The following is a 24,360-nucleotide window of genomic DNA, read 5'->3' on the forward strand; positions in this document are numbered from 1 at the left end:
GGGACTCGAACCCCTGTTACCGCCGTGAAAGGGCGGTGTCCTAGGCCACTAGACGAAGGGGACGCAACCCTTCTACCAATCGATCAGACTTCATCCTGATCGTATCCGCAGTTAAACAAAAACTACGAACCTGGAAATTGGTGGAGCTAAGCGGGATCGAACCGCTGACCTCCTGCATGCCATGCAGGCGCTCTCCCAGCTGAGCTATAGCCCCACAAGTCGCTTTGAACTGAATCGCTTGGCTAGGTGCTTCGCGCTTCGTTTCGTTCATCGCTGTGGACGGGGCGCATATTAAGATCGGATCACAGACCTGTCAAATAAATTTTTAACAAAATCCAAAGTTTTTTTCCGAGATAACAAACACTTACCGCCCTCAGCGAGAAAACACCCGGTAATTCAGGGGTGTACGCCCCCATGAGGCCGAAGTTGCCGGCGCCACAGGGGCGTTGTGCAAGGCAGCACGCTTACGCGATGGACGCGAACAGCTTCTCCCACTCCTTGTTCTCTTTCTTCGACACACCACCCAGCAGGTCCAGCGCCTGACGCAGGCGGTAGCGGGTCAGGTCCGGGCCAAGGATTTCCATGGCGTCGAGCACTGAGACCGAACTGGCCTGGCCGGTAATCGCGGCGAACATCAGCGGCATGGCATCGCGCAGTTTAAGCGCCAATGCCTCGACCACAGACTGAATGCAGCCAGTGATGCGATCCTTTTCCCACTGACGCAGGCTTTCCAGCTTCCACAGGATCAACTGCATCAGTTGACGGACCTGATCAGCGGACAATTTCTTGTGCTCGAACAGCGTCGCATCGAGCTTCAGGCCACCTTCAAAGAAGAACCCGCCCAGTGGCGCGATCTGGCTGAAGGTTTCCACCCTGCCCTGCACGTGCGGTGCGATCTTCATCATGTAGTCGCTGTTGAACGCCCACTGCTGAACACGCGCGGCAAATTCCTCGACCGGCAGATCGCGCAACCACTGGCCATTGAGCCAGGACAGCTTCTCGATATCGAAGATCGGCCCGCCCAGGGAAACCCGCGACAGATCGAAATGCTCGACCATCTCGGCCAGGGAGAACTTCTCACGCTCATCCGGCATCGACCAGCCCATGCGCCCCAGGTAGTTGAGCATGGCCTCGGGCATGAAGCCCATACGCTCGTAGAAGGTCACCGAGGTCGGGTTCTTGCGCTTGGACAGCTTGCTCTTGTCCGGGTTACGCAGCAGCGGCATGTAGCACAGGACCGGCTGTTCCCAACCGAAGTACTCGTAGAGCTTGATCAGCTTCGGTGCCGATGGCAGCCATTCTTCACCGCGCAACACATGGGTGATGCCCATCAGGTGGTCATCGACGACGTTGGCCAGGAAGTAGGTCGGCAGGCCATCGGTCTTCATCAAGACCTGCATGTCCATGCGATCCCACGGGATTTCGACGTCGCCACGGAGCATGTCCGGCACCACACAGACACCTTCGGTCGGTACCTTCATGCGGATAACGTGAGGCTCGCCCGCAGCCAGGCGACGCTGAACTTCCTCAGGCGAGAGCAGCAAGGCACGACCGTCATAACGCGGCGTCTCGCCACGTGCGATCTGCTCGGCACGCATCTGGTCCAGTTCTTCGGCGGTGCAGAAGCACGGGAAGGCGTGCCCCATGTCGACCAGTTGTTGAGCATACTGCTTGTAGATGTCACCACGCTCGCTCTGCCGGTACGGGCCGTGCGGGCCACCGACGTCCGGCCCTTCGCTCCACTCGATACCGAGCCAGCGCAGGGCGTCGAAGATCTGCTGCTCGGACTCACGGGTCGATCGCAGTTGGTCGGTATCTTCGATACGCAGGATGAACTCACCGCCATGCTGCTTGGCAAAGCAGTAGTTGAACAGGGCGATGTAAGCGGTGCCGACATGGGGATCGCCAGTCGGCGATGGCGCGATTCGCGTGCGAACGGTGGTCATTGAGAGTCTCGAACAAGAGATGAAACAAAGGCTGGATGTTAACAGGGAGCGGGCACTCGGCTCCAGCAATGGGCGCGATCGTCACTTGTGCCAGCGGATCCAAACGCTGTTAAATCTGCTTACATTTTTAGAACGATCGTACTCATGCCTGCCCAACTCAAACGTCGCCTGCTGATTTTCTTCACGCTGGCCCTGCTTGTCGCACTCGCCTTCCTGGCGCACTGGTACTTCAAGGGACGCTTCTACGAAACCACCGACAACGCCTATGTTCAAGGTGAAATCACGCGCATTTCCAGCCAACTTGGTGCACGTATCGATGCCGTACTGGTCGAGGACAACCAGCGCGTGGAGAAAGGCCAGGTACTGGTTCGCCTGGAGCAGGACGACTTCAACCTGGCGGTGGAACACGCACGAGCCAACCTCGCGACCCGAGAGGCCGAGCGCTTGCAAGCCGAAAGCCGCCTGACCCAACAAGCGAGCCTGATTGCCGCAGGACAAGCACAAGTGGCTGCCAGTGAAGCCACACTCGGGCGCACGCAGTTGGACCTCAATCGAGCACAGACACTGCGTAAACCCGGTTTTGTTTCAGAAGAGCGCGTGACCACCCTGTCAGCGGAAAGCCACGTCGCACGCTCCCAGGTGAGCAAGGCCCAGGCCGACCTGCAGGGACAGCGCCAACAGGTCAACGCCCTCAGCGCCGAGATCAAACGCCTCGACGCACAGATCGCCAGCGCTCGCGCCGAGCTGGCCCAGGCCGAACTGAACCTGACCCGCAGCGAAATCCATGCACCGATCAGCGGCTTTATCGGGCAACGTGCCGCACGCAATGGCCAGTATGTGCAGGCCGGTGCCTACCTGTTGTCGATCGTTCCAGACCAGGACATCTGGGTTCAGGCGAACTTCAAGGAAACCCAGATCGGCAAGATGCAGCCCGGCCAGCGCGCCGAGCTGACCTTCGACAGCTACCCGGACACGCCGATTGAGGCCCGGGTCGACAGCCTGTTCGCAGCGTCTGGCGCCCAGTTCAGCCTGCTGCCACCGGACAATGCCACCGGCAACTTCACCAAAGTGGTTCAGCGTATTCCGGTAAAACTGACCTTTGCCCCGAACAATGCGCTACAAGGCAGGATTCGTCCGGGCATGTCCGTCACTGCCACGGTAGACCTGCGCACCGCTGGCAGCCCTGACAATGGCCGGTGATGCCTTGATCCGTCCCATCGGCGAACCAAGCCGACGGGACTGGATTGCTGTGATGAGCGCGATGCTCGGTGCATTCATGGCCGTGCTGGATATCCAGATCACCAACGCTTCGCTCAAGGATATCCAGGGTGCGCTGTCTGCAACCCTGGAAGAAGGCTCCTGGATTTCCACTTCATACCTGGTCGCGGAAATCATCATGATTCCGCTCACCGCGTGGCTGGTGCAGCTGCTTTCGGCTCGGCGCTTGGCGACATGGGTATCGCTGGGCTTTCTGGGGTCATCCTTGCTGTGTTCAATGGCCTGGAACCTGGAAAGCATGATCATCTTTCGTGCGATGCAAGGCTTCACCGGCGGCGCCCTTATTCCGCTGGCCTTCAGCCTCACCCTGATCAAGCTACCGGAACACCACCGCGCCAAGGGCATGGCCATGTTTGCCATGACCGCCACCTTCGCGCCATCCATCGGCCCGACGCTGGGCGGCTGGCTGACCGAAAACTGGGGCTGGGAGTACATCTTCTATATCAATATCCCGCCCGGGCTGCTGATGATCGCGGGCATGCTCTATGGCCTGGAGAAAAAGGCATCGCACTGGGAGCTACTGAAGAGCACCGACTACGCGGGCATCGTCAGCCTGGGTATCGGCCTGGGCTGCCTGCAAGTGTTCCTTGAGGAAGGTCACCGCAAAGACTGGCTTGAATCGAGCCTGATTGTCGGCCTGTTCAGCATTGCCCTGTTCAGCCTGATCACCTTTGTCATCCTGCAACTTTCCAAACCCAACCCACTGATCAATCTGCGCATCCTCGGCAACCGCAATTTCGGCCTGTGCAGTATTTCCAGCCTCGGCATGGGTTTTGGTCTGTACGGCTCGGTCTACCTGCTCCCCCTGTACCTGGCGCAGATTCAGAACTACAACGCCCTGCAGATCGGTGAAGTGATCATGTGGATGGGCATACCCCAGTTGTTCTTGATCCCGCTGGTTCCGCAATTGATGAAAGTGATTTCGCCCAAGATCCTCTGCACCCTGGGCTTTGCCCTGTTCGGCATCGCCAGTTTCGGCTCCGGTGCACTAAACCCAGACTTTGCCGGCAGCCAGTTCAACCAGATCCAGATCATCCGCGCCCTCGGCCAACCGATGATCATGGTGACCATTTCGCTGATTGCCACCGCTTACATCCAGCCCCAGGATGCCGGCTCGGCGTCGAGCCTGTTCAACATCCTGCGCAACCTGGGTGGTGCCATCGGCATTGCCCTGCTGGCAACGCTGCTGGATGCGCGCACCAAGGTCTACTTCGACTATTTGCGTGAGTCACTGGTGCCTAGTAATCCGCAGGTCGCCGAACGCCTGGCATTACTCACGGAGAAGCTTGGCAGTGAAACCGCAGCACTGGGCAAGCTCAGCGAGATCACCCACCAGCAGGCGCAGATCATGGCCTACAACGATGCGTTCCACTGGGTCGGGCTTGGGCTGGCCATCAGCATGCTGGCGGTCCTGCTGACCCGTCAATTGCCAGCAGGGCTCAAAGCCGGGGAAGCACACTGACACACGCCATCAGGCCGTCAACAAGCGCTCACGCAAGGCCGCGATCTCGTCACGCAACTGTGCCGCGGCCTCGAACTCCAGGTCTCGGGCCAACTGGTACATTTTCTCTTCAAGCTGCTTGATGCGCTTGCTGATCTCGGCCGGTGAACGCAGTTCGGCTTCGTAACGCGCGCTCTCCTCTGCCGCCTTGGCCATGCCTTTGCGCTTCTTGCTGCGCGAACCCGGAACAGTGGCCCCTTCCATGATGTCGGTGATGTCCTTGACCACCCCCTTGGGCACGATGCCATTGGCCTCGTTGAAAGCGACCTGCTTTTCCCGACGGCGCTCGGTTTCATCAATGGCGCGCTGCATCGAGCCGGTCATCCGGTCGGCGTAGAGAATCGCCCGGCCATTGAGGTTCCGCGCGGCTCGGCCAATGGTCTGGATCAGCGAGCGCTCCGAACGCAGGAAGCCCTCCTTGTCGGCATCGAGAATGGCCACCAGCGACACTTCCGGCATGTCCAGGCCTTCCCGCAACAAGTTGATGCCGACCAGCACGTCGAAGGTTCCCAACCGCAGGTCGCGGATAATCTCGACCCGCTCCACCGTGTCGATATCAGAATGCAGGTAACGCACCCGGACATCATGATCGGCAAGGTAATCGGTCAGGTCCTCTGCCATGCGCTTGGTCAGTGTGGTCACCAGCACACGTTCTTCGACGGCGACACGCTTGCGGATTTCCGAAAGCAGATCGTCCACCTGCGTGGTTGCCGGGCGTATCTCGACCTGTGGATCAACCAGCCCTGTCGGCCGCACCACTTGCTCGACCACCCGTCCCGCATGCTCGGCCTCGTAAGGCCCCGGGGTTGCCGAAACAAAAATGGTCTGGGGGCTGACGCTTTCCCATTCATCAAAACGCATTGGCCGGTTATCCAGTGCCGACGGCAGACGAAAACCGTACTCGACCAGGGTTTCCTTACGCGAGCGGTCGCCTTTGTACATGGCGCCGACCTGAGGAACACTGACATGGGACTCGTCGATGACCAGCAGGGCGTCATCGGGCAGGTAGTCGTACAACGTCGGCGGCGGCGCACCGGCAGGACGCCCCGAGAGGTAGCGCGAGTAGTTTTCGATGCCGTTGCAGTAGCCCAGCTCGAGGATCATCTCCAGGTCGAAACGGGTGCGCTGCTCAAGACGCTGCGCCTCGACCAGCTTGTTCGCCTTGTGCAGGTACTCCAGGCGCTCCTTGAGCTCTTCCTTGATGCCCTCCACCGCCTCCAGCAAGGTTTCACGCGGAGTGACGTAGTGGCTCTTCGGGTAAAAGGTGAAGCGCGGCAGCTTGCGAATCACCTCGCCAGTCAGGGGATCGAAAGCGGCGATGTTCTCCACTTCGTCATCGAACAGCTCGATGCGGATGGCCTCCAGGTCCGATTCGGCCGGAAACACATCGATCACATCGCCCCGCACGCGAAAGGTGGCACGGGCAAAATCCATTTCATTGCGGGTGTACTGCAGGTCGGCCAGACGACGCAGCAAGGCACGCTGGTCGAGTTTGTCGCCACGGTCCACGTGCAGCACCATTTTCAGGTAGGTTTCCGGGCTACCCAAGCCATAGATACAGGACACGGTAGTCACGATGATCGCGTCGCGTCGCTCCAGCAACGCCTTGGTCGCCGAGAGCCGCATCTGCTCGATATGGTCGTTGATCGACGCATCTTTCTCAATGAAGGTGTCAGACGACGGTACATAGGCCTCAGGCTGGTAGTAGTCGTAGTACGAAACGAAGTACTCCACTGCGTTGTTCGGGAAAAACGCCTTGAATTCGCCGTACAACTGCGCCGCAAGGGTCTTGTTCGGCGCCAGCACCAACGTTGGCCGCTGAACCTGAGCGATGACATTGGCAATGCTGAACGTCTTGCCAGAGCCGGTCACGCCAAGCAGGGTCTGATGTGCAAGCCCGGCCTCAATGCCTTCGACCATCAGGCGGATGGCTTCAGGCTGATCACCAGCCGGCTGGAAACGGGTGACGAGTTGAAACTCGGACATGACAAACCCCTGAGATGTACGGATACAGGCAACTGTATTTATAGACAGTATTTATACCGAATGAAGGGCACCTAACGCCAGTTTCAACCTGACATGGGGCGTATTTCCTGCTTTCAACCCGGTAAATCGACTAACGGTAAAAAAATAATCGGTCAAACTGCAGGAAAAGCTGCGTCGGACTGTCGCCGTGACCGATGGGTATCACTATACTGACTCCCCGTTTATGCACCGCTCTAGTGCATCCGACTGGAGCGTGCGACCTCTTTCACCCTCCATTCAGAGCCAAGGTAATAATGAGCCTGTTTTCCGCTGTCGAGCTGGCACCACGCGATCCCATTCTGGGCCTCAACGAAGCATTCAACGCCGATACCCGCACCAACAAGGTCAACTTGGGTGTAGGGGTCTACTGCAACGAAGAGGGGCGCATCCCACTGCTGCGCGCGGTCATCGAAGCCGAAACCCAACGCGCCGCCCTGCACGCCTCCCGCGGCTACCTGCCAATCGATGGCATTGTTGCCTACGATCAGGCCGTCCAGAAGCTGCTGTTCGGTGCCGAGTCGCCACTGCTGGCCGCTGGCCGCGTGATCACCACCCAGGCCGTCGGTGGTACCGGCGCACTGAAGATCGGTGCCGACTTCCTCAAGCAACTGTCGCCAAACGCTGTCGTCGCCATCAGTGACCCAAGCTGGGAAAACCACCGCGCGCTGTTTGAAGCCGCTGGCTTCCCGGTACAGAACTACCGTTACTACGACGCCGCCAGCAACGACGTGAACCGCGTCGGCATGCTTGAAGACCTGAACGCCCTGCCGTCGGGCTCCATCATCGTCCTGCACGCCTGCTGCCACAACCCGACTGGCGTCGACCTGAGCCCAGAGGACTGGAAAAACGTCCTGGACGTCATCAAGGCCAAGGGTCACGTGCCATTCCTCGACATGGCCTACCAGGGCTTTGGCGACGGCATCACCGAAGACGCCGCCGCTGTACGCCTGTTCGCCGAATCGGGCCTGAGCTTCTTCGTTTCCAGCTCGTTCTCCAAATCGTTCTCGCTGTACGGTGAGCGTGTTGGCGCACTGTCCATCGTGACCGAGTCGAAGGAAGAAAGCGCACGGGTGCTGTCGCAGGTCAAACGCGTTATCCGTACCAACTACTCCAACCCACCGACTCACGGTGCAAGCATCGTCGCCGCCGTGCTCAACAGCCCGGAACTGCGTGCCATGTGGGAAGCCGAGCTGGGTGAAATGCGCCAGCGTATCCACGGCATGCGCAAGCAGATGGTCGAACTGCTGGCCGAGTACGGCGCCAAGCGCGACTTCAGCTTCGTCGGTCGCCAGCGCGGGATGTTCTCCTACTCCGGCCTGACGGTCGAACAGGTTGCCCGCCTGAAGAGCGAATTCGGTATCTATGCCCTGGATACCGGCCGCATTTGCGTCGCCACGCTGAACCAGAGCAACATTCACGTGGTAACCAAGGCAATCGTCGAGGTGCTGTAAGCTGTTTTTTGCCAAGGGGAGGCTAGCAAAAGCTTGACTTCCCCTTAGCAATCAGTAAGATACGCCACAGATTCCGCGATAGCTCAGTCGGTAGAGCAAATGACTGTTAATCATTGGGTCCCTGGTTCGAGTCCAGGTCGCGGAGCCAAACATATGAAAAACCTCCAGTTGCGCAAGCACTGGAGGTTTTTTCGTTTCAGCCTACTGACAATGCGCTGACGACCCAGGCACCACCTCCCGAATCATCTGCACACCCCGCCACTCACGCGACCCGGAACGACACCCTATCAGGCTCGACCGATAGGAAAGAAACGGCCACCACTCCACACCCCCAGCCAGTCCTCCTCGTCAATCCGCCGATGCACTGCCAGTTCCACCAACTGGTAGAACACATTGCGATGAATCAGCGCTTCGAGGTTGCTGCGGATGTGTACGTAGGGCGAAGGCTCCTGGGTTAACGGGTCAATTTCAAAACGCAGCGGGTGTTCAGCACCGGCATCAACCTGCTCATCGACGTTGCTGGTAAAACGCAGCAGTTGCTGCTCACCACTCCCCTGCACCTCCAGGCTGACGGCGACGAAAGGCGCATCGTCAACCGTGATCCCCACCTTCTCTACCGGCGTAATCAGGAAGTAGTCATCGCCATCTCGGCGGATAATGGTCGAGAACAACCGAACCATCGGCTTTCGACCGATTGGGGACCCCATGTAGTACCAGGTGCCATCGCGGGCGATACGCATGTCGATATCGCCACAGAAGTCAGGATTCCACAGATGCACCGGAGGCAGCCCCTTTTCTGCTTTGGGGATCTGCGCCAATAAATCGTTAGCCTTGCCGGTACTGTCCATCATCCACCCCTCAAAGACTCATGCCCAACAGGCTGCGAGCGTAGTCTTCCAGCGGCTGGGCAAGCAAATCTTCCGGCTTGTTGTCGTGAAACGTCAGCAAACCGCCGCGACTCTTGATCCGTGCGGTATCGATCAAATAACGGGTATTGGTCTCAATCAACATCAACTGAATCACACCCGTATCGATTCCCAGGCGATCGACCGCCTGCTGGTCATACCACTCGTCACCATTCCCAATACGGTCATCGGCTTTGGCAAAGCGTGCATACAGCAGGTAGTGGGCCCCGACTGACCGCGCCTCGTTAAGCGCGTCTTCCAGCCCCAATGGCCCGCGAGCACGACGCACCATTGGGAAGTACTCGATGAAGCCCTTGAACGCCTCTTCGGCCACAACGTTAGGGCGCGGGTAAGCACCGCCAGGCGGTACGAACGCCCCCTGGCCAATATAGATAAACGAGTCGGGTTGCAGCCGCAACGACATCGAACGCCGGGTCTCACTGTGATCGAGCAAGCCGGCATCGCTCAAATGGTAACGGGCACCCTCGCCCATATCGCTGACATTCATGCAGCCACTCAGCGCCGTCAGCGCCAGCAGCACAACCAGACTACGCATCTTTCCTCCAATGGCCGGCGACGGAAAACCGGCGAATAGTGGGCAGATGCAGATTTTGCGCCAGCTCGCCAACGGCCCGCTTAGCCACCGATGATTTTCATCACGGTTGCACCACCGGAAAAGGCCACGGGTTGCTTGTCGGCCAATGCCTTGACCAACAGCCCCTGCAAGGCCGGCAGCGCCTGGTGGCGCGGCTTGTCCAGAAGGTCACCGACATAATGGCGGTTGCTGGAGGAGAGACAACCGTGCAGCCAGCCCGTGGACGACAGCCGCAAACGCGAACAGGTACGACAGAACGGCACGCTTTCATTGGCAATCACACCAAAGAAACCCTGACCGGGAATACTGTAGCGCAAGGCGGTCGCATCGACCGGCGCATCGGCCTGCAGGTACTCGTAACGCTCGCCAATCACCTGCAGCAGCTGTTGCAGGCCGACAAACTGCTGCAGGAACGCATTACTGTCGCGCGCCAGGTGCCCCATTCGCATCAATTCAATGAAGCGCAGTTCGTATCCACGCGCCAGGCAGTACTCCAGCAGCGGCAATACCTGGTCAAGGTTCTGGCCGTTCAACGGCACCATGTTGACCTTGATTTTCATCCCCGCAGCACTGGCTTGCTGCATGCCGTCGAGCACCGTCGCCAGGTCACCACCTCGCGCGATACTGCGAAAGGCTTCGGCATTCAGGGTATCGAGGGACACGTTGAGCCGAGCGATCCCGGCATCCAGCAGCAATGGCAGTTTGCGCGCCAACAACTGACCATTGGTGGTCAGACTGATTTCATCCAGGCCGAAACCGGCAACCGTCTTCAGAAAGGTCTCGAGCTTCGGACTGACCAGCGGCTCGCCGCCCGTAATGCGCAGGCGCTCGATACCCGCAGCCTCGATGAGATAGGCAACGCCACGCGCCATCGTCTCGGCCGACAACTCATCCTGAGCGGCGACCAGTCGCTTGCCGTCCGGCACACAATAGGTGCAGGCGTAATTGCAGGCGGCGGTAAGGCTGACACGCAAATTGCGAAAGCGTCTGCCTTGATGATCGACGATCATGATGACTCCGGCTCGAATGAATTTGGCTCGCAAAACCTGACTCAAAAATCAAGTTTTTGCAAGCCTCATCTCCGAGTATATTCCCGAGCGGCTCACGCCAGTAGCGTTACAGTACTGCCAAGCGGTTTAGTTACCGGAGACGTCGGGATCACGCTTGCGCTTGTTACCCATGCGCACGCCGATATCCATCAGGAACTGGAAAAAGCCTTCCTGATCTTCCAGCACATTGCTCCAGAACGGCGAGTGATAGAGCGCCACGGCACCGTGCACCAACGCCCAGGCTGCGCAGTAATGGAAGTATGGCGGGACATCCTCAAGCTTGCCTTCGCTGATGCGCCCCTTGATCAACAGGGTCAGACGGTCGAAGTTGGAGGCACGGATACTGTGCAGTTCCTCGACCATCTCCGGCACCTGGTTGCCCTTGACTACCTTTTCTTCCAGACGGTCGAACAACCGATAGCGCTGAGGATCACGCATCCTGAATTCAAAATAGGCACGCGACAGGGCTTCCTTATCGCGATCAACGTCGGCAGAGTGCAGCAATTGGTTCAAATCGCGCTCATAGTCGAGCATCAGGCGCAGGTAGATCTCCGCCTTGGACTTGAAGTGCTTGTAGATCGTGCCTTTGCCGATACCGACCGCATCAGCGATCATCTCGACGGTGACACTGTCTTCACCCTGTTCGAGAAACAGCTTGAGCGCGGTGTCGAGAATCTCTTGCTCACGGCGACGAAACTCACGGACCTTACGAGGTTCTTTCTGCATAAGAAGGACTGGATCAAAATCGAAGCCAGGTATTATGCCTAACTTGCGCCAAAATGCACGGATCATCCAACCATGTCTATGTTTCATGATGAGTTCCCACACGCTGACGGCCTCCGCTATCTGAACCATGCTGCCGTCGCACCCTGGCCGAAACGTGCAGCCGAGGCGGTCGCGCGCTTCGCCAAAGAGAACGTTTTGATCGGCGCCCGCGACTATCCAGACTGGATGGCCATGGAACAAAGACTTCGCGAACGCCTGAAGCGACTGACGAACGCACCGTCGACGGATGATATCGCGCTGGTCAAAAACACCTCGGAAGCACTCTCATTCGTCGCCTTCGGCCTGGACTGGCAGGTTGGCGATCAAATCGTTATCAGCGATGAGGAGTTCCCTTCCAACCGGGTGGTCTGGGAGGCCCTGGCCAACCAAGGCGTAAAGGTGCGCCAGGTCAGCCTCAAGGGGCAGGACCCGGAAGGCGCCCTGCTGGAGGCTTGTGACTCGCGCACACGACTGCTGGCGATCAGTGCCGTGCAGTTCGCCAGCGGTCTGCGCCTGGACCTCACCCGCCTGGGACGCGGCTGCCGCGAGCGCAACGTGTTGTTCTGCATCGATGCCATCCAGCAACTAGGCGCCCAGCCCTTTGACGTCCAGGCCTATGATTGCGACTTCGCCATGGCCGACGGCCACAAGTGGATGCTCGGCCCGGAGGGTCTAGGGGTGTTCTACTGCCGAGCCGAAATCCGACCACAGCTGGAACTCAGCGAGTATGGCTGGCATATGCTTGAGCACATGGGTGACTACAACCGCACCACATGGGAGCCAGCACGCAGTGCGCGGCGCTTCGAATGTGGCAGCCCGAACATGCTCGGTGCCGTGGCCCTGGAGGCCAGCCTGTCGTTGCTGGAAGAGGTGGGTATGGAACGCGTGGCTGCCGCCATTGAAGAACGCGTGCAATGGTTGAGCACCGGGCTTGCCGCCATCCCCAGTGTGCGCCTGCACAGCCCACTGGAGCCAATGCGCCGGGCCGGGATCGTTTCGTTCAGTATCGACGGCCAGGAACATGCGCAGGTGTACCAGTCTCTCAAGGCCGCACAGGTCGTCTGTATCCCCCGAGGACCAGGTATACGCTTTTCCCCACATTTTTATACGGATAAGCACGTAATCGACGAAACACTGGCCTTGGTACGCCAAATTGCAGAGCAATGAGTGCTCAATAACCCCAAACGTATTCCAAATCTGTTTAAAAATCGACCAACATGCAGTGGAATAGCGGCAATCCTGACCAATACTTGAACTGTTAGCGCGACATACCCCCCCCAAGTGTTGCGCTAATAAAGGTGCGAAAGGACTGCGTGCCTTTGTTTTACTCCTAATGGTCTTAACCCGGATTCACCCCCCAGAACCCGGGTTTTTTTTGCCTGCGATTCAGCTCGCAGCAACACGCGCCAAAGGAAACAGACGCTTGAAGTTGGCCGTGGTCTGCTCTGCAAGACGCTCATAGGTTTCACCGCGCAGCATGGCGACAAACTCCGCCACTTCCCGCACATACTGCGGCAGGTTTGGCTTTCCGCGATAGGGAATAGGTGCGAGGTACGGCGAGTCGGTTTCCACCAGCAAGCGATCCACCGGAACCTGGCGCGCCACATCGCGCAAGGCATCCGCATTACGGAAGGTGACGATGCCAGAAAGGGAAATATAGAAGCCCAGGTCCAATGCGGCCTTGGCCATGTCCCAGTCCTCGGTAAAGCAATGCAGGACACCAGCCTGCGGCAAAGCCGCCTCACGCAGCAGAGCCAGGGTATCGGCGCGCGCCGCACGGGTATGCACGATCACCGGCTTGCCCGTGATACGCGCGGCATCCAGGTGCAGACGAAAGGAGTCCTGCTGCAACTCGGCAGCCTCAGGCTCGTAGTGATAATCCAGGCCGGTTTCACCGATTGCCACGACATGCGGGTGATTCAGCTCCTGCAGCAACCAGTCCAGGGCTGGCTCGGCACCGGGTGCCAAGTCTAGCGGGTGCACCCCCACCGAACAGTCGACATCACCATAGCGCTCAGTGACCGCCTTCACCGCCGCAGCATTCTGCGCACTGACGCCAATGCACAGAAAGTGCCCGACGCCCCTCGCCCTGGCAGCATCCAGAGCGGCATCCAGCGAGCCCTGGCAGGCAGTAAGGTCGAGGCGATCAAGGTGACAATGGGAATCTACAAGCATGGGTGTCTTTTCACGGAAGTAATGGAAAAATCGGTGCTCAACGCTGAGCTGTAAGCATTGCCCATGAGACCAGCAAGGACTCAAGCAGCAACACGCGGTTAAGGTTGGCCTTGGCCAGCACTTTCTGGCGCTGCACAAGAATCCAGTCCTGAATCTCCAGCACCTTGCCCTGGCTGCTTTTCTGCGCGAGGTACTGCACCACCTTGCGCATGTCGGCAAGGCCAAGTCCTTCCTCGTCCTGGGTCAACTGGTAGCGCAGCACCAGGTTGGACCAGTCGCAAAACCAGTCAAACAACAACAGCAGCGGAACCGCGCTCCAGGCCTCGGCAAGCTGGCTGGGCGACGACTGCTGCTTGAGCAACTTCTTCACCCCGTCGACCACCAGCGCACGCTGCTCGCGCACGCCTTGTGCCTGCAGGCTGACAGCCGCCAGCGGCGAACCCGCAGCCAAGGTCAGCAACTCCAGGCGCTCTTGCTCGTCGCTGTCGGGCAACGCCTTGCCGAGCCAGGCCAGGCTCTGCTCAAAACCAGGCAATGGGCAGGCTTGCTGCAGGCAACGGCTCTTGATGGTCGGCAGCAACCGACTGGGTTGGTGACTCACCAGCAACAACACAGTATCGCCGGACGGTTCCTCAAGACTCTTGAGCAGGGCGTTGGCCGCATTGATGTTCATCGCCTCTACCGGTTCGATCAGCACCACCTTGCGGCCACCCAACTGAGCGGTCTGGACGATGAACGACACCAGGTCACGCACCTGATCGACCTTGATCGGCTTGTCGGTATCTTCCGGCTCCAGGACATAGTTGTCCGGATGGCTGCCAGCAGCCAGCAACAGGCACGACTTGCACTCACCGCAGGCCTCCAGCCCCTTGGGGCGCTGGCACAACAGCAAGGCCATCAGCCGCTCGGCCAATGCACGCTTGCCAATACCCTGAGGACCATGCAACAGGTAGGCGTGAGCATGCTGTGTACGCCCTGCCAGCTGTTGCCACAGCGCCTCCTGCCACGGGTAGGCCTCAGCCACGGCAACGCTCCAGGATTTCAGGCAGCAACGTATCAATGGCGCGCTGAACCTGTTCCAGCGGCAAGGCGGCATCGATCAGGCGATAACGTTCAGGCGTGGCTTCGGCACGCGCCAGATAGGCCTGACGGACGGCCTCGAAAAACGCCTGCCCCTCTTGCTCGAAGCGGTCGAGACGACCACGCGCGGCAGCGCGCGCGAGGCCGACTTCTACCGGTAGATCGAACACCAGGGTCAGGTCAGGGCGCAACTCACCCTGAACGAACTGCTCAAGCGTGGCAATACGTGCCACCGACAAACCCCGACCGCCCCCCTGATAGGCGTAGGTCGCATCCGTGAAGCGATCACAAAGCACAACGGTGCCCCGTGCCAATGCCGGGCGGATCACCTCGGCCAGGTGCTGGGCACGCGCAGCGAAGACCAGCAACAACTCGGTATCGGGGTGCATCAGCTCTTCACTGGGCGCCAGCAACAGCTCGCGAATACGCTCCGCAAGCGGCGTGCCGCCCGGCTCACGGGTCAACAGCACATCCACGCCCTGGCTGCGCAGGTGCTCGGCCAGGTACTCGCGGTTGGTGCTCTTGCCCGCACCTTCAGGGCCTTCCAGGGTAATAAACAAGCCGCTCACAGGCAGTCCTTAATTTTGATCAGTACGGGAGGACTCATCGACCACTGTCGAAGACTCGCTCGGTTCGACGACCATGTCATCAGGTGTCGACTGCTGGGCTTGTGGTGCCGGGCTGGACCGATAATCGGCACGACGCTTGAGCTGATACTCGCGTACCGCCGCATTGTGCGAGTCCAGATCATCAGAGAAGACATGACTACCGTCGCCACGCGCAACAAAATACAAGCTGCTGCCGGGCACAGGGTTCAACGCTGCATGAATTGCCTCACGGCCCACCATGGCGATTGGCGTCGGCGGCAAGCCCGCGTTCACATACGTATTGTAAGGGGTAGGCTCACGCAAGTCGGCACGTGTGATCTTGCCGTTGTAACGCTCGCCCATGCCATAAATAACCGTCGGGTCGGTCTGCAGCAGCATGCCGATTTGCATACGGCGCACAAACACGCCAGCGATCTGGCCGCGCTCTTGAGGAACGCCGGTTTCCTTTTCCACCAGCGAAGCCATGATCAATGCCTGGTAAGGGTCACGATAAGGCGTCTCAGGGGCACGTGCATTCCACTCTTGAGCCAGCACGTCTTCCAAACGCGCATAGGCTTGCTGCAGGAACTCGACATCGGTCATGCCCCGCACAAAGCGGTAGGTGTCCGGGAAAAAGCGCCCTTCCGGGAACACACCGGCATGCCCGAGCTTTTCCATGACCTCACTGTCGCTCAAACCGTTAAGCGTCTGTTCGATTTTTTCGTGCCTGGCCAATGCGGCACGCACTTGACGGAAGTTCCAGCCCTCAACCAGCGTCAGGTTGTACTGCACCACCTCGCCGCGACGCCACAGCTCGAAAAGCTCGCGCACACTCATGCCTGGGCTCAGGCGGTATTCGCCCGAGTGCAGCGGCACACCGACCATATTGAAACGCCAGTACACGCGTAACCAGAACGCATCGTTGAGCAGGCCGTCCGTCTGCATACGGTAGAACATGCGATTGGGCGTCGCACCGGTCGGCACATCGAGCAACTGCTCCTGGGTCACATGCAACGGTTGCTGCAGGGCCGAATTCAGCTTCCAGGCGGAGTACCCCAACAGAAGGCCACCCAGAATCAGACCGATCTCCAGCAGCACCAAGAATTTACGTCTCACAAATCAGGCATCCAGTAACGTACGGGCAATGGCCTGCAGTTTACGGGTGACCGGGCCCGGCGACCAGTTCATCGATGCACATGCGCGCACCGGCCAGATACCGTAAACACTGTTACAGAGAAAGACCTCATCGGACCGTGCAAGATCCTCAAGGCTCAGATCGCCGACACGAACGTCGATGCCCAGGCGCGCAGCCTCGACCATCAGCGCCGCCCGCATGACCCCGGCAACCCCGCAACGGCTCAGGTCGGCAGTCAACAGGACGCCATCCTTGACCAGAAACAGATTGCTGTAGACCCCTTCAACCACGCGACCGGCGGTGTCACGCATCAGCCCTTCGGCATAGTCGGGATCGTGCCACTCCGAGCGGGCCAGCACCTGCTCAAGACGATTAAGGTGCTTGAGCCCCGCCAACAGCGGCTGTTCCGCCAGACGGGTACGGCACTCGAAAAGCCTCACCCCGTGCTCGGCATTGCACGCGGGGTAAGCTGCTGGTGGATTGCCCTGCAAGATACGCCGCGGGGGCACGCCAACTGCGGGCGCATAGCCACGCTGACTGTCACCACGGGTCAGAATGAGCTTGAGCACACCCTCGCCCAGCACACTGGCGTAACGGCTCAACTCATCGCGAATCAGTGCCAGATCGGCGGTAATCGCGAGGCGCTGGCAACCCAGCGCCAAGCGTTCGAGGTGATACTCGAACAATGATGGCCTACCGGCCTTGACCGCAATGGTCTCAAACAGACCATCGCCGTAGGCCAACCCGCGGCTCTGCAGCCCCAGGGTATCGGCCGGCTGACCATCGACCCAGCTTTGCATCAACCCGCGAACCGGCGGAACACCAGCGAGCCGTTGGTACCGCCAAATCCGAAGGAGTTGGACAAGACCACATCAATCGGCATGCTGCGCGCCTCATGCGGTACGAAGTCCAGGTCACACCCCTCGTCCGGCTCATCAAGGTTGATGGTCGGCGGCGCTACCTGGCCGTTGATCGACAACACGCTGAAGATCGCTTCCACAGCACCAGCAGCGCCCAACAGGTGACCGGTCATGGACTTGGTGGAGCTGACGGCCAGCTTGTACGCATGCTCACCGAACACCGACTTGACCGCCGATGCTTCCGCCAGGTCACCGGCTGAAGTCGACGTGCCATGGGCGTTGATGTAGCTGACTTCGTTCGGGTTGAGGCCCGCATCACGCAGGGCGTTGGCCATGCAGCGTGCAGCACCGGCACCGGTTTCCGGAGGCGACGTCATGTGGTAAGCATCACCACTCATGCCGAAACCTACCAGCTCGGCATAAATGGTCGCACCACGGGCCTTGGCATGCTCCAGCTCTTCAAGCACCAGCGCACCGGCACCATCAGCCAGGACGAAGCCATCACGCCCCCTGTCCCAGGGACGACTGGCGCGGGTCGGCTCGTCATTGCGGGTCGACAGTGCACGAGAAGCGCCAAAGCCTCCCATGCCCAAGCCACACGCAGCCATTTCAGCGCCGCCGGCAATCATCACGTCGGCTTCGCCAAAGGCAATGTTGCGTGCCGCCATGCCAATACAATGGGTACCGGTCGTGCATGCTGTGGCAATAGCGTAGTTAGGCCCCTGTACACCCAGATGGATCGACAGGAAGCCGGAAATCATGTTGATGATCGAGCCTGGCACGAAGAACGGCGAAATACGCCGAGGCCCCTGCTCATGCAAGGTGCGGCTGGTTTCTTCGATATTGGTCAGGCCACCGATGCCCGAACCCATGGCCACGCCGATACGCTCACGGTTGGCATCGGTCACTTCCAGGCCGGCATTACGCACTGCCTGAAAACCGGCCGCCAGACCATACTGGATAAACAGGTCGAGCTTGCGAGCTTCCTTGACAGACAGGTACTGCTCAACCTCGAAGCCCTTTACCGAGCCGCCAAAACGGGTGGAGTAAGCAGAAAGGTCTGTATGTTCGATCAGACCGATGCCACTGCGGCCAGCCAGAATGCCCTGCCAACTGCTCGGCACATCCGTACCCAGTGGTGACAGCATACCCATACCGGTGACCACGACGCGTCTACGCGACACAGCACTCTCCTTTTTCTAAGGTCAACATCTCTTGCAAAGAAAAAACCGCACGCCAGTGAAGGCAGTGCGGTTTTTCCATGACAAGAAGCGACGACTACAACGTCTTAAGCCTGGTGGCTGGTGACGTAGTCGATAGCTGCTTGAACAGTAGTGATCTTCTCGGCTTCTTCGTCAGGGATTTCGGTCTCGAATTCCTCTTCCAGAGCCATCACCAGCTCAACGGTGTCAAGGGAATCGGCACCCAGATCTTCGACGAAGGAAGCAGTGTTCACTACTTCTTCTTCTTTAACGCCCAGTTGCTCGGCGACGATTTTCTTGACGCGTTCTTCGATGGTGCTCATACCTTGTTTTCACTCCTAATGGACATATGTCAGGCAGCTGGCCGGGGTGTAAGTGTATAGAAAGAGTTTGGCTTTTCAAGCGCCAAGCGCTTCTCGAACGTCACACCCAACCGCTGACTAGAATTTGGTTGCAGCTTTATAACGGATTTTACACGCCACGTATGACATTTTTTTGAAGCAATCCGTCACATTTGCCTTACATGTACATCCCGCCGTTGACCGGAATAGTTGCACCGGTGACATAACCTGCACCCTCGGACGCCAGGAAAGCCACGACTTTGGCGATTTCCTCGGCTTGTCCCAGGCGCCCCAGAGGAATCTGGGTCTGCAGGGCTTCGCGCTGCGCTTCTGGCAGCTCACGAGTCATGTCAGTGTCGATGAAACCAGGCGCCACCGAGTTGACGGTGATCGCACGGGAGCCCACTTCACGCGCCAGCGCACGGCTGAAGCCTTCCAGGCCCGCTTTGGCAGCGGCATAGTTGACCTGACCGACGTTACCCATGGCACCGACTACCGAACCGATGCTGATGATACGACCCCAGCGCGCCTTGGTCATGCCGCGCAACACACCCTTGGACAGACGGTACAGGCTGTTGAGGTTGGTATCGATCACGTCGAACCACTCGTCATCCTTCATGCGCAGCATCAGGTTGTCACGGGTGATACCGGCATTGTTGACCAGGATCGTCGGGGCACCGAATTGCTCCTGGATCGCGGCCAGGGTGGCGGTTACCGACTCATCGCTGGTGACGTTCAGCTCAAGGCCGGTACCTGCGATACCGTGCTCCTTGAGGGTAGCAGCGATACGCTCGGCGCCAGCGGCCGAGGTGGCAGTACCGATGACCGTAGCGCCCAGGCGACCCAACTCCAGGGCGATGGCTTGGCCAATCCCACGGCTGGCACCAGTCACCAGTGCAACTTTACCTTGCAGGCTCATGCAAGCTTCTCCTAATTTCAGGCCAGCGCCGCACGGGTGGCGGCGACAGCGTCTGGGGTATTGAGGTTATAGGTGGTCACACCGTCGGCGCAGCGCTTGTTCAAGCCAGCCAGGACCTTGCCCGGACCGCACTCGACCAGCGACGTAGCGCCTTGTGCCGCGAGGTACTGAACGCATTCAACCCAACGCACCGGCTTGAACAACTGCTCCAACAGGTCGCGCTTGAGCGTCTCCAGATCAGCAGAAACAGTCGCGTTGACGTTCTGCACGACCGGGATCTGCGGCGCCTGCCAATCGATGGCCGCAACCGATTCAGCGAACCGTTCGGCAGCCGGGCGCATCAGCTCGCAGTGCGACGGCACGCTGACGGGCAATGGCAAGGCGCGCTTGGCGCCACGCGCCTTGCACCCTTCGATGGCGCGCTCGACAGCCGCCTTGGAACCGGCGATCACGACTTGACCTGGAGAGTTGAAGTTGACTGCGCTAACGACTTCGCCCTGCGCCGCTTCCGCGCACACAGCGATGACATCCGCATCATCCAGACCCAACACCGCCGCCATGGCGCCCTGCCCGGCCGGCACGGCCTCCTGCATCAGCTGACCGCGACGTTCGACCAGTTTCACGGCATCGCCGAGGGTCAGGCTACCCGCGGCCACCAGGGCGCTGTATTCGCCCAGGCTGTGACCGGCGACAAATGCAGGACGCGCGCCACCCTCGGCCAGCCACAGGCGCCACAGGGCGATCGAGGCGGTCAGGATAGCCGGCTGGGTTTTGTCGGTTTGATTGAGTTGCTCTTCCGGGCCCTGCTGAGTCAGTGCCCAGAGATCATAGCCCAGAGCCTCGGAGGCCTCGCGGAAGGTATCGATGACCAGTGGGTACTGGGCGCCCAGCTCGGCCAACATGCCGAGGGACTGCGAACCTTGACCCGGAAAGACGAATGCGAGGGATGCAGACATTGAACAAGCCCCTAATGATCTTGTCGTCGGAAATTGAGCGAACAGCCGTAGGACTGATCGCAAGAAACTGAAAATTGGATGGTAACGAGAACCAAGCGGTCACATTTAACCACTTCCTTGTCGATATGCCTAAAGCAACAGATCTTCAAGACGCCCGTGCAGGCGCTGCGGCAGATCCTCCTGAATTTCGATCAGGGCACGCTGAATAGCACTCTGAAACCCCTGAACGCCAGCTGAACCATGGCTTTTGATGACAATCCCCTGCAACCCCAGAAAGCTCGCACCATTGTGTCGTGCCGGCGCAAGATCCGCCTGCAACCGCTTGAGCAACGGCATGGCCATGGCACCCGCCATACGAGCGAACACCCCCTGACGAAACAGCGCCTGAATCCGCGCACCGATCATGGTGGCCAGGCCTTCACTGGACTTGAGCAGGATATTGCCGACAAAACCGTCGCAGACCACGACATCGGCCTCACCACGGTACAAGCCATCACCCTCAACGAAACCGATGTAGTTCAAGCCCCTGGCATTCTGCAACAGACTGGCAGCCAGCTTGACCTGCTGATTACCCTTGATGTCTTCGGTACCGATATTGAGCAGCGCCACCCGCGGGCGATAGACACCCAGCGCCTGGGCAGCCACCGAGCCCATCACCGCAAACTGGTAGAGGTGCTCGGCGCTGCAATCGACGTTGGCCCCCAAATCCAGCAGCTGGCAGTAGCCTGTCTGGGTAGGAATAGCCGCCACCATTGCCGGCCGGTCGACGCCAGGCAGCGTCTTGAGCACGTAACGCGACAGCGCCATCAGCGCCCCCGTATTACCCGCACTCACGCAGGCCTGAGCCTTGCCATCACGCAATAATTCAAGGGCGACGCGCATGGACGAATCGGGCTTACCGCGCAACGCTTGCGAAGGCCGCTCGTCCATGCCGATCACTTCACTGGCCGCAACAACCTGCAGGCGCGAGCGATCCGCTGCCGACTGGCCAGCGATCAAATCTTCAAGGAGGGAGGGTTGACCAACGAGGGTCAGGTGCAGCGAGGGGGTAGCCGAAAGGCAAGCAATGCTAGCCTGAACAATGCTGCGGGGACCGAAGTCCCCGCCCATTGCGTCGATCGCGATGATCTGAGCGGACAAGGATTACTCGTCAGCGCCCTTGTCGATCACTTTACGACCACGGTATACGCCTTCTGGCGATACGTGGTGGCGCAGGTGAACTTCACCGGTGGTTTTTTCTACGGACAGAGCGCTGGCCTCGAGGGCGTCGTGCGAACGGCGCATGTCACGGGCAGAGCGGGATTTTTTGTTCTGCTGAACAGCCATAATTGATTAACTCCTAAACGTTTGGGTCACGCTTTAACTGCGCCAATACACTGAACGGGTTGGACCGCGTTACCTCGTCCTCGCTCGGCTCGGGCTCATCGGCGCCCGCCGGCTGCTGGCATTCTTCCGGATGATGAGCAGGCACAATGGGCAAGGCGAGCAAAAGCTCTTCCTCGATCAATGCCTGCAGATCCAATGGATCTTCGCCCAGTTCCAGCACGTCATAACCTTTCGGTAACGACTGGGTATTCGAACCCTCCTTCACCACAGCATAAGTACATTCGCTATGGATCGGCAGGGTAACCAGCTCAAGACAACGCTGGCAAACCATTTTGACTTCGACGTTGAGGTCAGTGTGTATAACCACTGTCTTCTGTTCGTCTCGTTCAAAATCGAATTTCGCCTGCACCATACCGACATTGTCGGAAAGCGGGTCGCAGAGTCTCTCCAAATCGGCTAGCAGCACTTTCCCTTCAAGGGAAACGCCACGATCGGCCAATTTGCGCGGGTCAACGTGAGGTGGAATCGGGTCATTCAACATAGGCGCAGCATTCTAGGGATGCCCCCCGCCCCTGTCAAAGGAAATTAGGCGCCATGGCTCATGTTAGAATCGACGCACACGCTCAGGAGTTCATCATGCTGCCTTTATTACTGGCTTCAAGCTCACCCTATCGGCGCGAATTGCTGGCGCGCCTGCAACTCCCCTTCGACTGGGCCGCCCCGGATATCGATGAGCGACGCCTGGACGAAGAGCCCGCCGTAGAGCTGGTAAAGCGCCTGGCACTGGAAAAAGCACAGGCCCTGGCCAGCACCCATAATTGTCACCTGATCATCGGTTCCGACCAGGTTGCCGTACTGGGCGAGCAGATTCTCGGCAAACCCCACACCTTCGACAAGGCCTGCGAACAATTGCTGGCGGCCAGCGGCAATCATGTCACCTTCCTGACCGGCCTCGCCCTGCTCAACAGCAGCACCGGCCAACACCAGGTCGACTGCGTCCCCTTCACCGTAAACATGCGCGAACTGGACCTGCCACGCATCGAGCGCTACCTGCACACAGAACAGCCCTACGATTGCGCCGGAAGCTTCAAGGCCGAAGGCCTGGGTGTCAGCCTGTTTCAAAGCACACACGGCGTCGACGCAACCAGCCTGGTGGGCTTGCCGCTGATTCGCCTGGTGGACATGCTGCTCAAGGAAGGCGTAGCCATTCCTTGAGGCGCAAAAAAGCCGACCCTCAGGTCGGCTTCAGCCCATGCACACAACACGGGCATGCAATCAGCGCAGCGTCGGCCCCTGGAACCCCATCCACATCGCCAGATGCTCGGCAACACTTGCACCCAGGCGCTTTGAAAAGCGATCGAATGGCGACTCTTCAATCGTGAAGTCCACCAGGTTTTTCTCCCCGATCACATCGCGCGCGACATAACTGGCACTACCAAGGCCATCCACCAGCCCCAGCTGCACGGCCTGTTCGCCCGACCAGATCAAGCCACTGAACAACTCGGGATGCTCTTTATCCTTGAGCCGCTCACCACGCCCTTGCTTGACGCTGGCAATGAACTGCCGATGAGTGGTCTCGAGCACACCCTGCCAGAACCTGGTTTCTTCAGGTTTTTGTGGCTGGAACGGATCCAGGAATGCCTTGTGCTCGCCTGCCGTGTAGGTACGGCGCTCGACACCCAGCTTCTCCATGGTCCCAACAAAGCCATAACCCGCCGCAGTCACGCCAATCGACCCCACGAGACTGGCCTTGTCGGCATAGATTTGATCGGCGGCACTGGCGATGTAGTAGGCACCGGAAGCCCCAAGATCAGTGATGACCGCGTACAGCTTGATTGCCGGGTACTGCGCACGCAGGCGGCGAATCTCGTCATAGATGTAACCAGACTGCACCGGACTGCCACCCGGGCTGTTAATGCGCAGGATCACACCCTTGGTCTTCGGATCTTCGAATGCCGCACGCAGGCTACCAACGATGTTATCGGCACTGGCAGGCTCCTGATCCGCAATCATGCCGCGCACTTCGATCAACGCGGTATGACTGGAGCCACGAGCAGCCGCCTTCTCGACATCCATCAACGGCGTGAACAGCATCAGCGCGCCAAACAGATAGGCGAAGGTCAACAACTTGAAAAAGATACCCCAGCGCCTGGCGCGCCGCTGCTCTTGCACACCAGCCAGCAGCGTCTTTTCGAGCAACTGCCAGCTCTTCTGCTCTTCATTCTTTTCAGCGCTGGGCGCTTTCCATTCATCAGCCATGCTCA

Annotated in this window: 24 protein-coding genes and 2 tRNA genes; 6 read left to right on the plus strand and 20 right to left on the minus strand. The window is 59.2% G+C overall.

Annotated features, from left to right (window positions below):
- Positions 1-138 precede the first annotated feature (138 nt).
- A tRNA-Ala gene (locus IE038_RS21180) sits at positions 139-214 on the minus strand.
- A gap of 250 nt (positions 215-464) precedes the next feature.
- Positions 465-1,946, minus strand: a complete 1,482-nt coding sequence (gltX, locus tag IE038_RS21185) for a glutamate--tRNA ligase (protein WP_163938129.1) — start codon at positions 1,944-1,946, stop codon at positions 465-467.
- 144 nt (positions 1,947-2,090) lie between these two features.
- Between gltX and IE038_RS21190 the strand changes: the two genes are divergently transcribed.
- Positions 2,091-3,146 (plus strand): HlyD family secretion protein, encoded by a 1,056-nt coding sequence (locus IE038_RS21190; RefSeq protein ID WP_163938126.1) that lies wholly within the window; start codon positions 2,091-2,093, stop codon positions 3,144-3,146.
- Entirely contained in the window at positions 3,136-4,686 is a 1,551-nt protein-coding gene (locus IE038_RS21195; protein ID WP_498052990.1) for an MDR family MFS transporter, read from the plus strand. The genes IE038_RS21190 and IE038_RS21195 overlap by 11 nt, the downstream gene beginning before the upstream one ends.
- Before the next feature lie 9 nt (positions 4,687-4,695).
- Here IE038_RS21195 and uvrB read toward each other — a convergent pair whose 3' ends face one another.
- Positions 4,696-6,711: an excinuclease ABC subunit UvrB gene (uvrB, locus tag IE038_RS21200; protein ID WP_163938123.1), complete on the minus strand. Its 2,016-nt coding sequence runs from the start codon at positions 6,709-6,711 to the stop codon at positions 4,696-4,698.
- A 293-nt stretch (positions 6,712-7,004) separates the two neighbouring features.
- Between uvrB and IE038_RS21205 the strand changes: the two genes are divergently transcribed.
- Both IE038_RS21205 and IE038_RS21210 read left to right on the plus strand, forming a co-directional pair.
- On the plus strand, positions 7,005-8,201 hold the full coding sequence (locus IE038_RS21205) for an amino acid aminotransferase (protein ID WP_163938121.1): 1,197 nt from the start codon (positions 7,005-7,007) through the stop codon (positions 8,199-8,201).
- A gap of 72 nt (positions 8,202-8,273) precedes the next feature.
- Positions 8,274-8,349: transfer RNA gene (locus IE038_RS21210), tRNA-Asn, on the plus strand.
- Between the two features lie 139 nt (positions 8,350-8,488).
- Here the strand turns inward: IE038_RS21210 and IE038_RS21215 are convergent.
- The 4 genes from IE038_RS21215 to IE038_RS21230 form a co-directional block, all read right to left on the minus strand.
- The gene (locus IE038_RS21215; RefSeq protein ID WP_163939810.1) at positions 8,489-9,049 is read right to left on the minus strand and encodes a DUF1285 domain-containing protein; all 561 of its coding nucleotides are present in this window, start codon (positions 9,047-9,049) and stop codon (positions 8,489-8,491) included.
- Positions 9,050-9,059: 10 nt separating this feature from the next.
- On the minus strand, positions 9,060-9,662 hold the full coding sequence (locus tag IE038_RS21220; protein WP_189396235.1) for a DUF4823 domain-containing protein: 603 nt from the start codon (positions 9,660-9,662) through the stop codon (positions 9,060-9,062).
- An 80-nt stretch (positions 9,663-9,742) separates the two neighbouring features.
- Complete coding sequence (locus tag IE038_RS21225; RefSeq protein ID WP_189396236.1) at positions 9,743-10,711, minus strand: GTP 3',8-cyclase MoaA; 969 nt, start codon at positions 10,709-10,711, stop codon at positions 9,743-9,745.
- Positions 10,712-10,837: 126 nt separating this feature from the next.
- Positions 10,838-11,476, minus strand: coding sequence for a TetR/AcrR family transcriptional regulator (locus IE038_RS21230; RefSeq protein WP_163939808.1), 639 nt, complete (start codon positions 11,474-11,476; stop codon positions 10,838-10,840).
- A 72-nt stretch (positions 11,477-11,548) separates the two neighbouring features.
- On the opposite strand from IE038_RS21230, the gene IE038_RS21235 reads away from it, so the two are divergent.
- The gene (locus IE038_RS21235) at positions 11,549-12,682 is read left to right on the plus strand and encodes an aminotransferase class V-fold PLP-dependent enzyme (protein WP_163939807.1); all 1,134 of its coding nucleotides are present in this window, start codon (positions 11,549-11,551) and stop codon (positions 12,680-12,682) included.
- Between the two features lie 219 nt (positions 12,683-12,901).
- On the opposite strand, the gene IE038_RS21240 is transcribed toward IE038_RS21235, so the two are convergent.
- The 12 genes from IE038_RS21240 to IE038_RS21295 form a co-directional block, all read right to left on the minus strand.
- The gene (locus IE038_RS21240) at positions 12,902-13,690 is read right to left on the minus strand and encodes a TatD family hydrolase (RefSeq protein WP_189396237.1); all 789 of its coding nucleotides are present in this window, start codon (positions 13,688-13,690) and stop codon (positions 12,902-12,904) included.
- 37 nt (positions 13,691-13,727) lie between these two features.
- Positions 13,728-14,714 carry a DNA polymerase III subunit delta' gene (locus IE038_RS21245; RefSeq protein ID WP_163936912.1) on the minus strand — a complete coding sequence of 329 codons (987 nt, stop codon included), beginning with the start codon at positions 14,712-14,714 and terminating at the stop codon, positions 13,728-13,730.
- Complete coding sequence (gene tmk, locus IE038_RS21250; protein WP_189396238.1) at positions 14,707-15,339, minus strand: dTMP kinase; 633 nt, start codon at positions 15,337-15,339, stop codon at positions 14,707-14,709. Before tmk ends, IE038_RS21245 begins: the two co-directional genes overlap by 8 nt.
- Before the next feature lie 9 nt (positions 15,340-15,348).
- The gene (mltG, locus tag IE038_RS21255; protein WP_189396239.1) at positions 15,349-16,473 is read right to left on the minus strand and encodes an endolytic transglycosylase MltG; all 1,125 of its coding nucleotides are present in this window, start codon (positions 16,471-16,473) and stop codon (positions 15,349-15,351) included.
- Positions 16,474-16,476: 3 nt separating this feature from the next.
- Complete coding sequence (gene pabC, locus IE038_RS21260) at positions 16,477-17,292, minus strand: aminodeoxychorismate lyase (RefSeq protein ID WP_163937830.1); 816 nt, start codon at positions 17,290-17,292, stop codon at positions 16,477-16,479.
- Positions 17,292-18,536, minus strand: a complete 1,245-nt coding sequence (gene fabF, locus IE038_RS21265; RefSeq protein ID WP_163937827.1) for a beta-ketoacyl-ACP synthase II — start codon at positions 18,534-18,536, stop codon at positions 17,292-17,294. Before fabF ends, pabC begins: the two co-directional genes overlap by 1 nt.
- A 104-nt stretch (positions 18,537-18,640) precedes the next feature.
- The gene (gene acpP / locus IE038_RS21270; RefSeq protein WP_003175607.1) at positions 18,641-18,877 is read right to left on the minus strand and encodes an acyl carrier protein; all 237 of its coding nucleotides are present in this window, start codon (positions 18,875-18,877) and stop codon (positions 18,641-18,643) included.
- A 196-nt stretch (positions 18,878-19,073) separates the two neighbouring features.
- On the minus strand, positions 19,074-19,814 hold the full coding sequence (gene fabG, locus IE038_RS21275) for a 3-oxoacyl-ACP reductase FabG (protein ID WP_065761312.1): 741 nt from the start codon (positions 19,812-19,814) through the stop codon (positions 19,074-19,076).
- Positions 19,815-19,831: 17 nt separating this feature from the next.
- On the minus strand, positions 19,832-20,770 hold the full coding sequence (gene fabD / locus IE038_RS21280) for an ACP S-malonyltransferase (RefSeq protein ID WP_163937824.1): 939 nt from the start codon (positions 20,768-20,770) through the stop codon (positions 19,832-19,834).
- A 129-nt stretch (positions 20,771-20,899) separates the two neighbouring features.
- Positions 20,900-21,910, minus strand: a complete 1,011-nt coding sequence (gene plsX, locus IE038_RS21285) for a phosphate acyltransferase PlsX (RefSeq protein ID WP_163937821.1) — start codon at positions 21,908-21,910, stop codon at positions 20,900-20,902.
- A 3-nt stretch (positions 21,911-21,913) separates the two neighbouring features.
- The gene (rpmF, locus tag IE038_RS21290) at positions 21,914-22,096 is read right to left on the minus strand and encodes a 50S ribosomal protein L32 (RefSeq protein WP_010447173.1); all 183 of its coding nucleotides are present in this window, start codon (positions 22,094-22,096) and stop codon (positions 21,914-21,916) included.
- A 13-nt stretch (positions 22,097-22,109) separates the two neighbouring features.
- Entirely contained in the window at positions 22,110-22,637 is a 528-nt protein-coding gene (locus tag IE038_RS21295) for a YceD family protein (RefSeq protein ID WP_065761310.1), read from the minus strand.
- Positions 22,638-22,732: 95 nt separating this feature from the next.
- On the opposite strand from IE038_RS21295, the gene IE038_RS21300 reads away from it, so the two are divergent.
- Positions 22,733-23,311 (plus strand): Maf family protein, encoded by a 579-nt coding sequence (locus IE038_RS21300; protein WP_163937833.1) that lies wholly within the window; start codon positions 22,733-22,735, stop codon positions 23,309-23,311.
- Between the two features lie 60 nt (positions 23,312-23,371).
- On the opposite strand, the gene IE038_RS21305 is transcribed toward IE038_RS21300, so the two are convergent.
- Positions 23,372-24,355, minus strand: a complete 984-nt coding sequence (locus IE038_RS21305) for a S49 family peptidase (protein ID WP_163937817.1) — start codon at positions 24,353-24,355, stop codon at positions 23,372-23,374.
- Positions 24,356-24,360: the final 5 nt, after the last annotated feature.

Origin of the sequence: Pseudomonas laurentiana (genome assembly GCF_014648275.1) — a bacterium.
Lineage (GTDB): Bacteria > Pseudomonadota > Gammaproteobacteria > Pseudomonadales > Pseudomonadaceae > Aquipseudomonas > Aquipseudomonas laurentiana.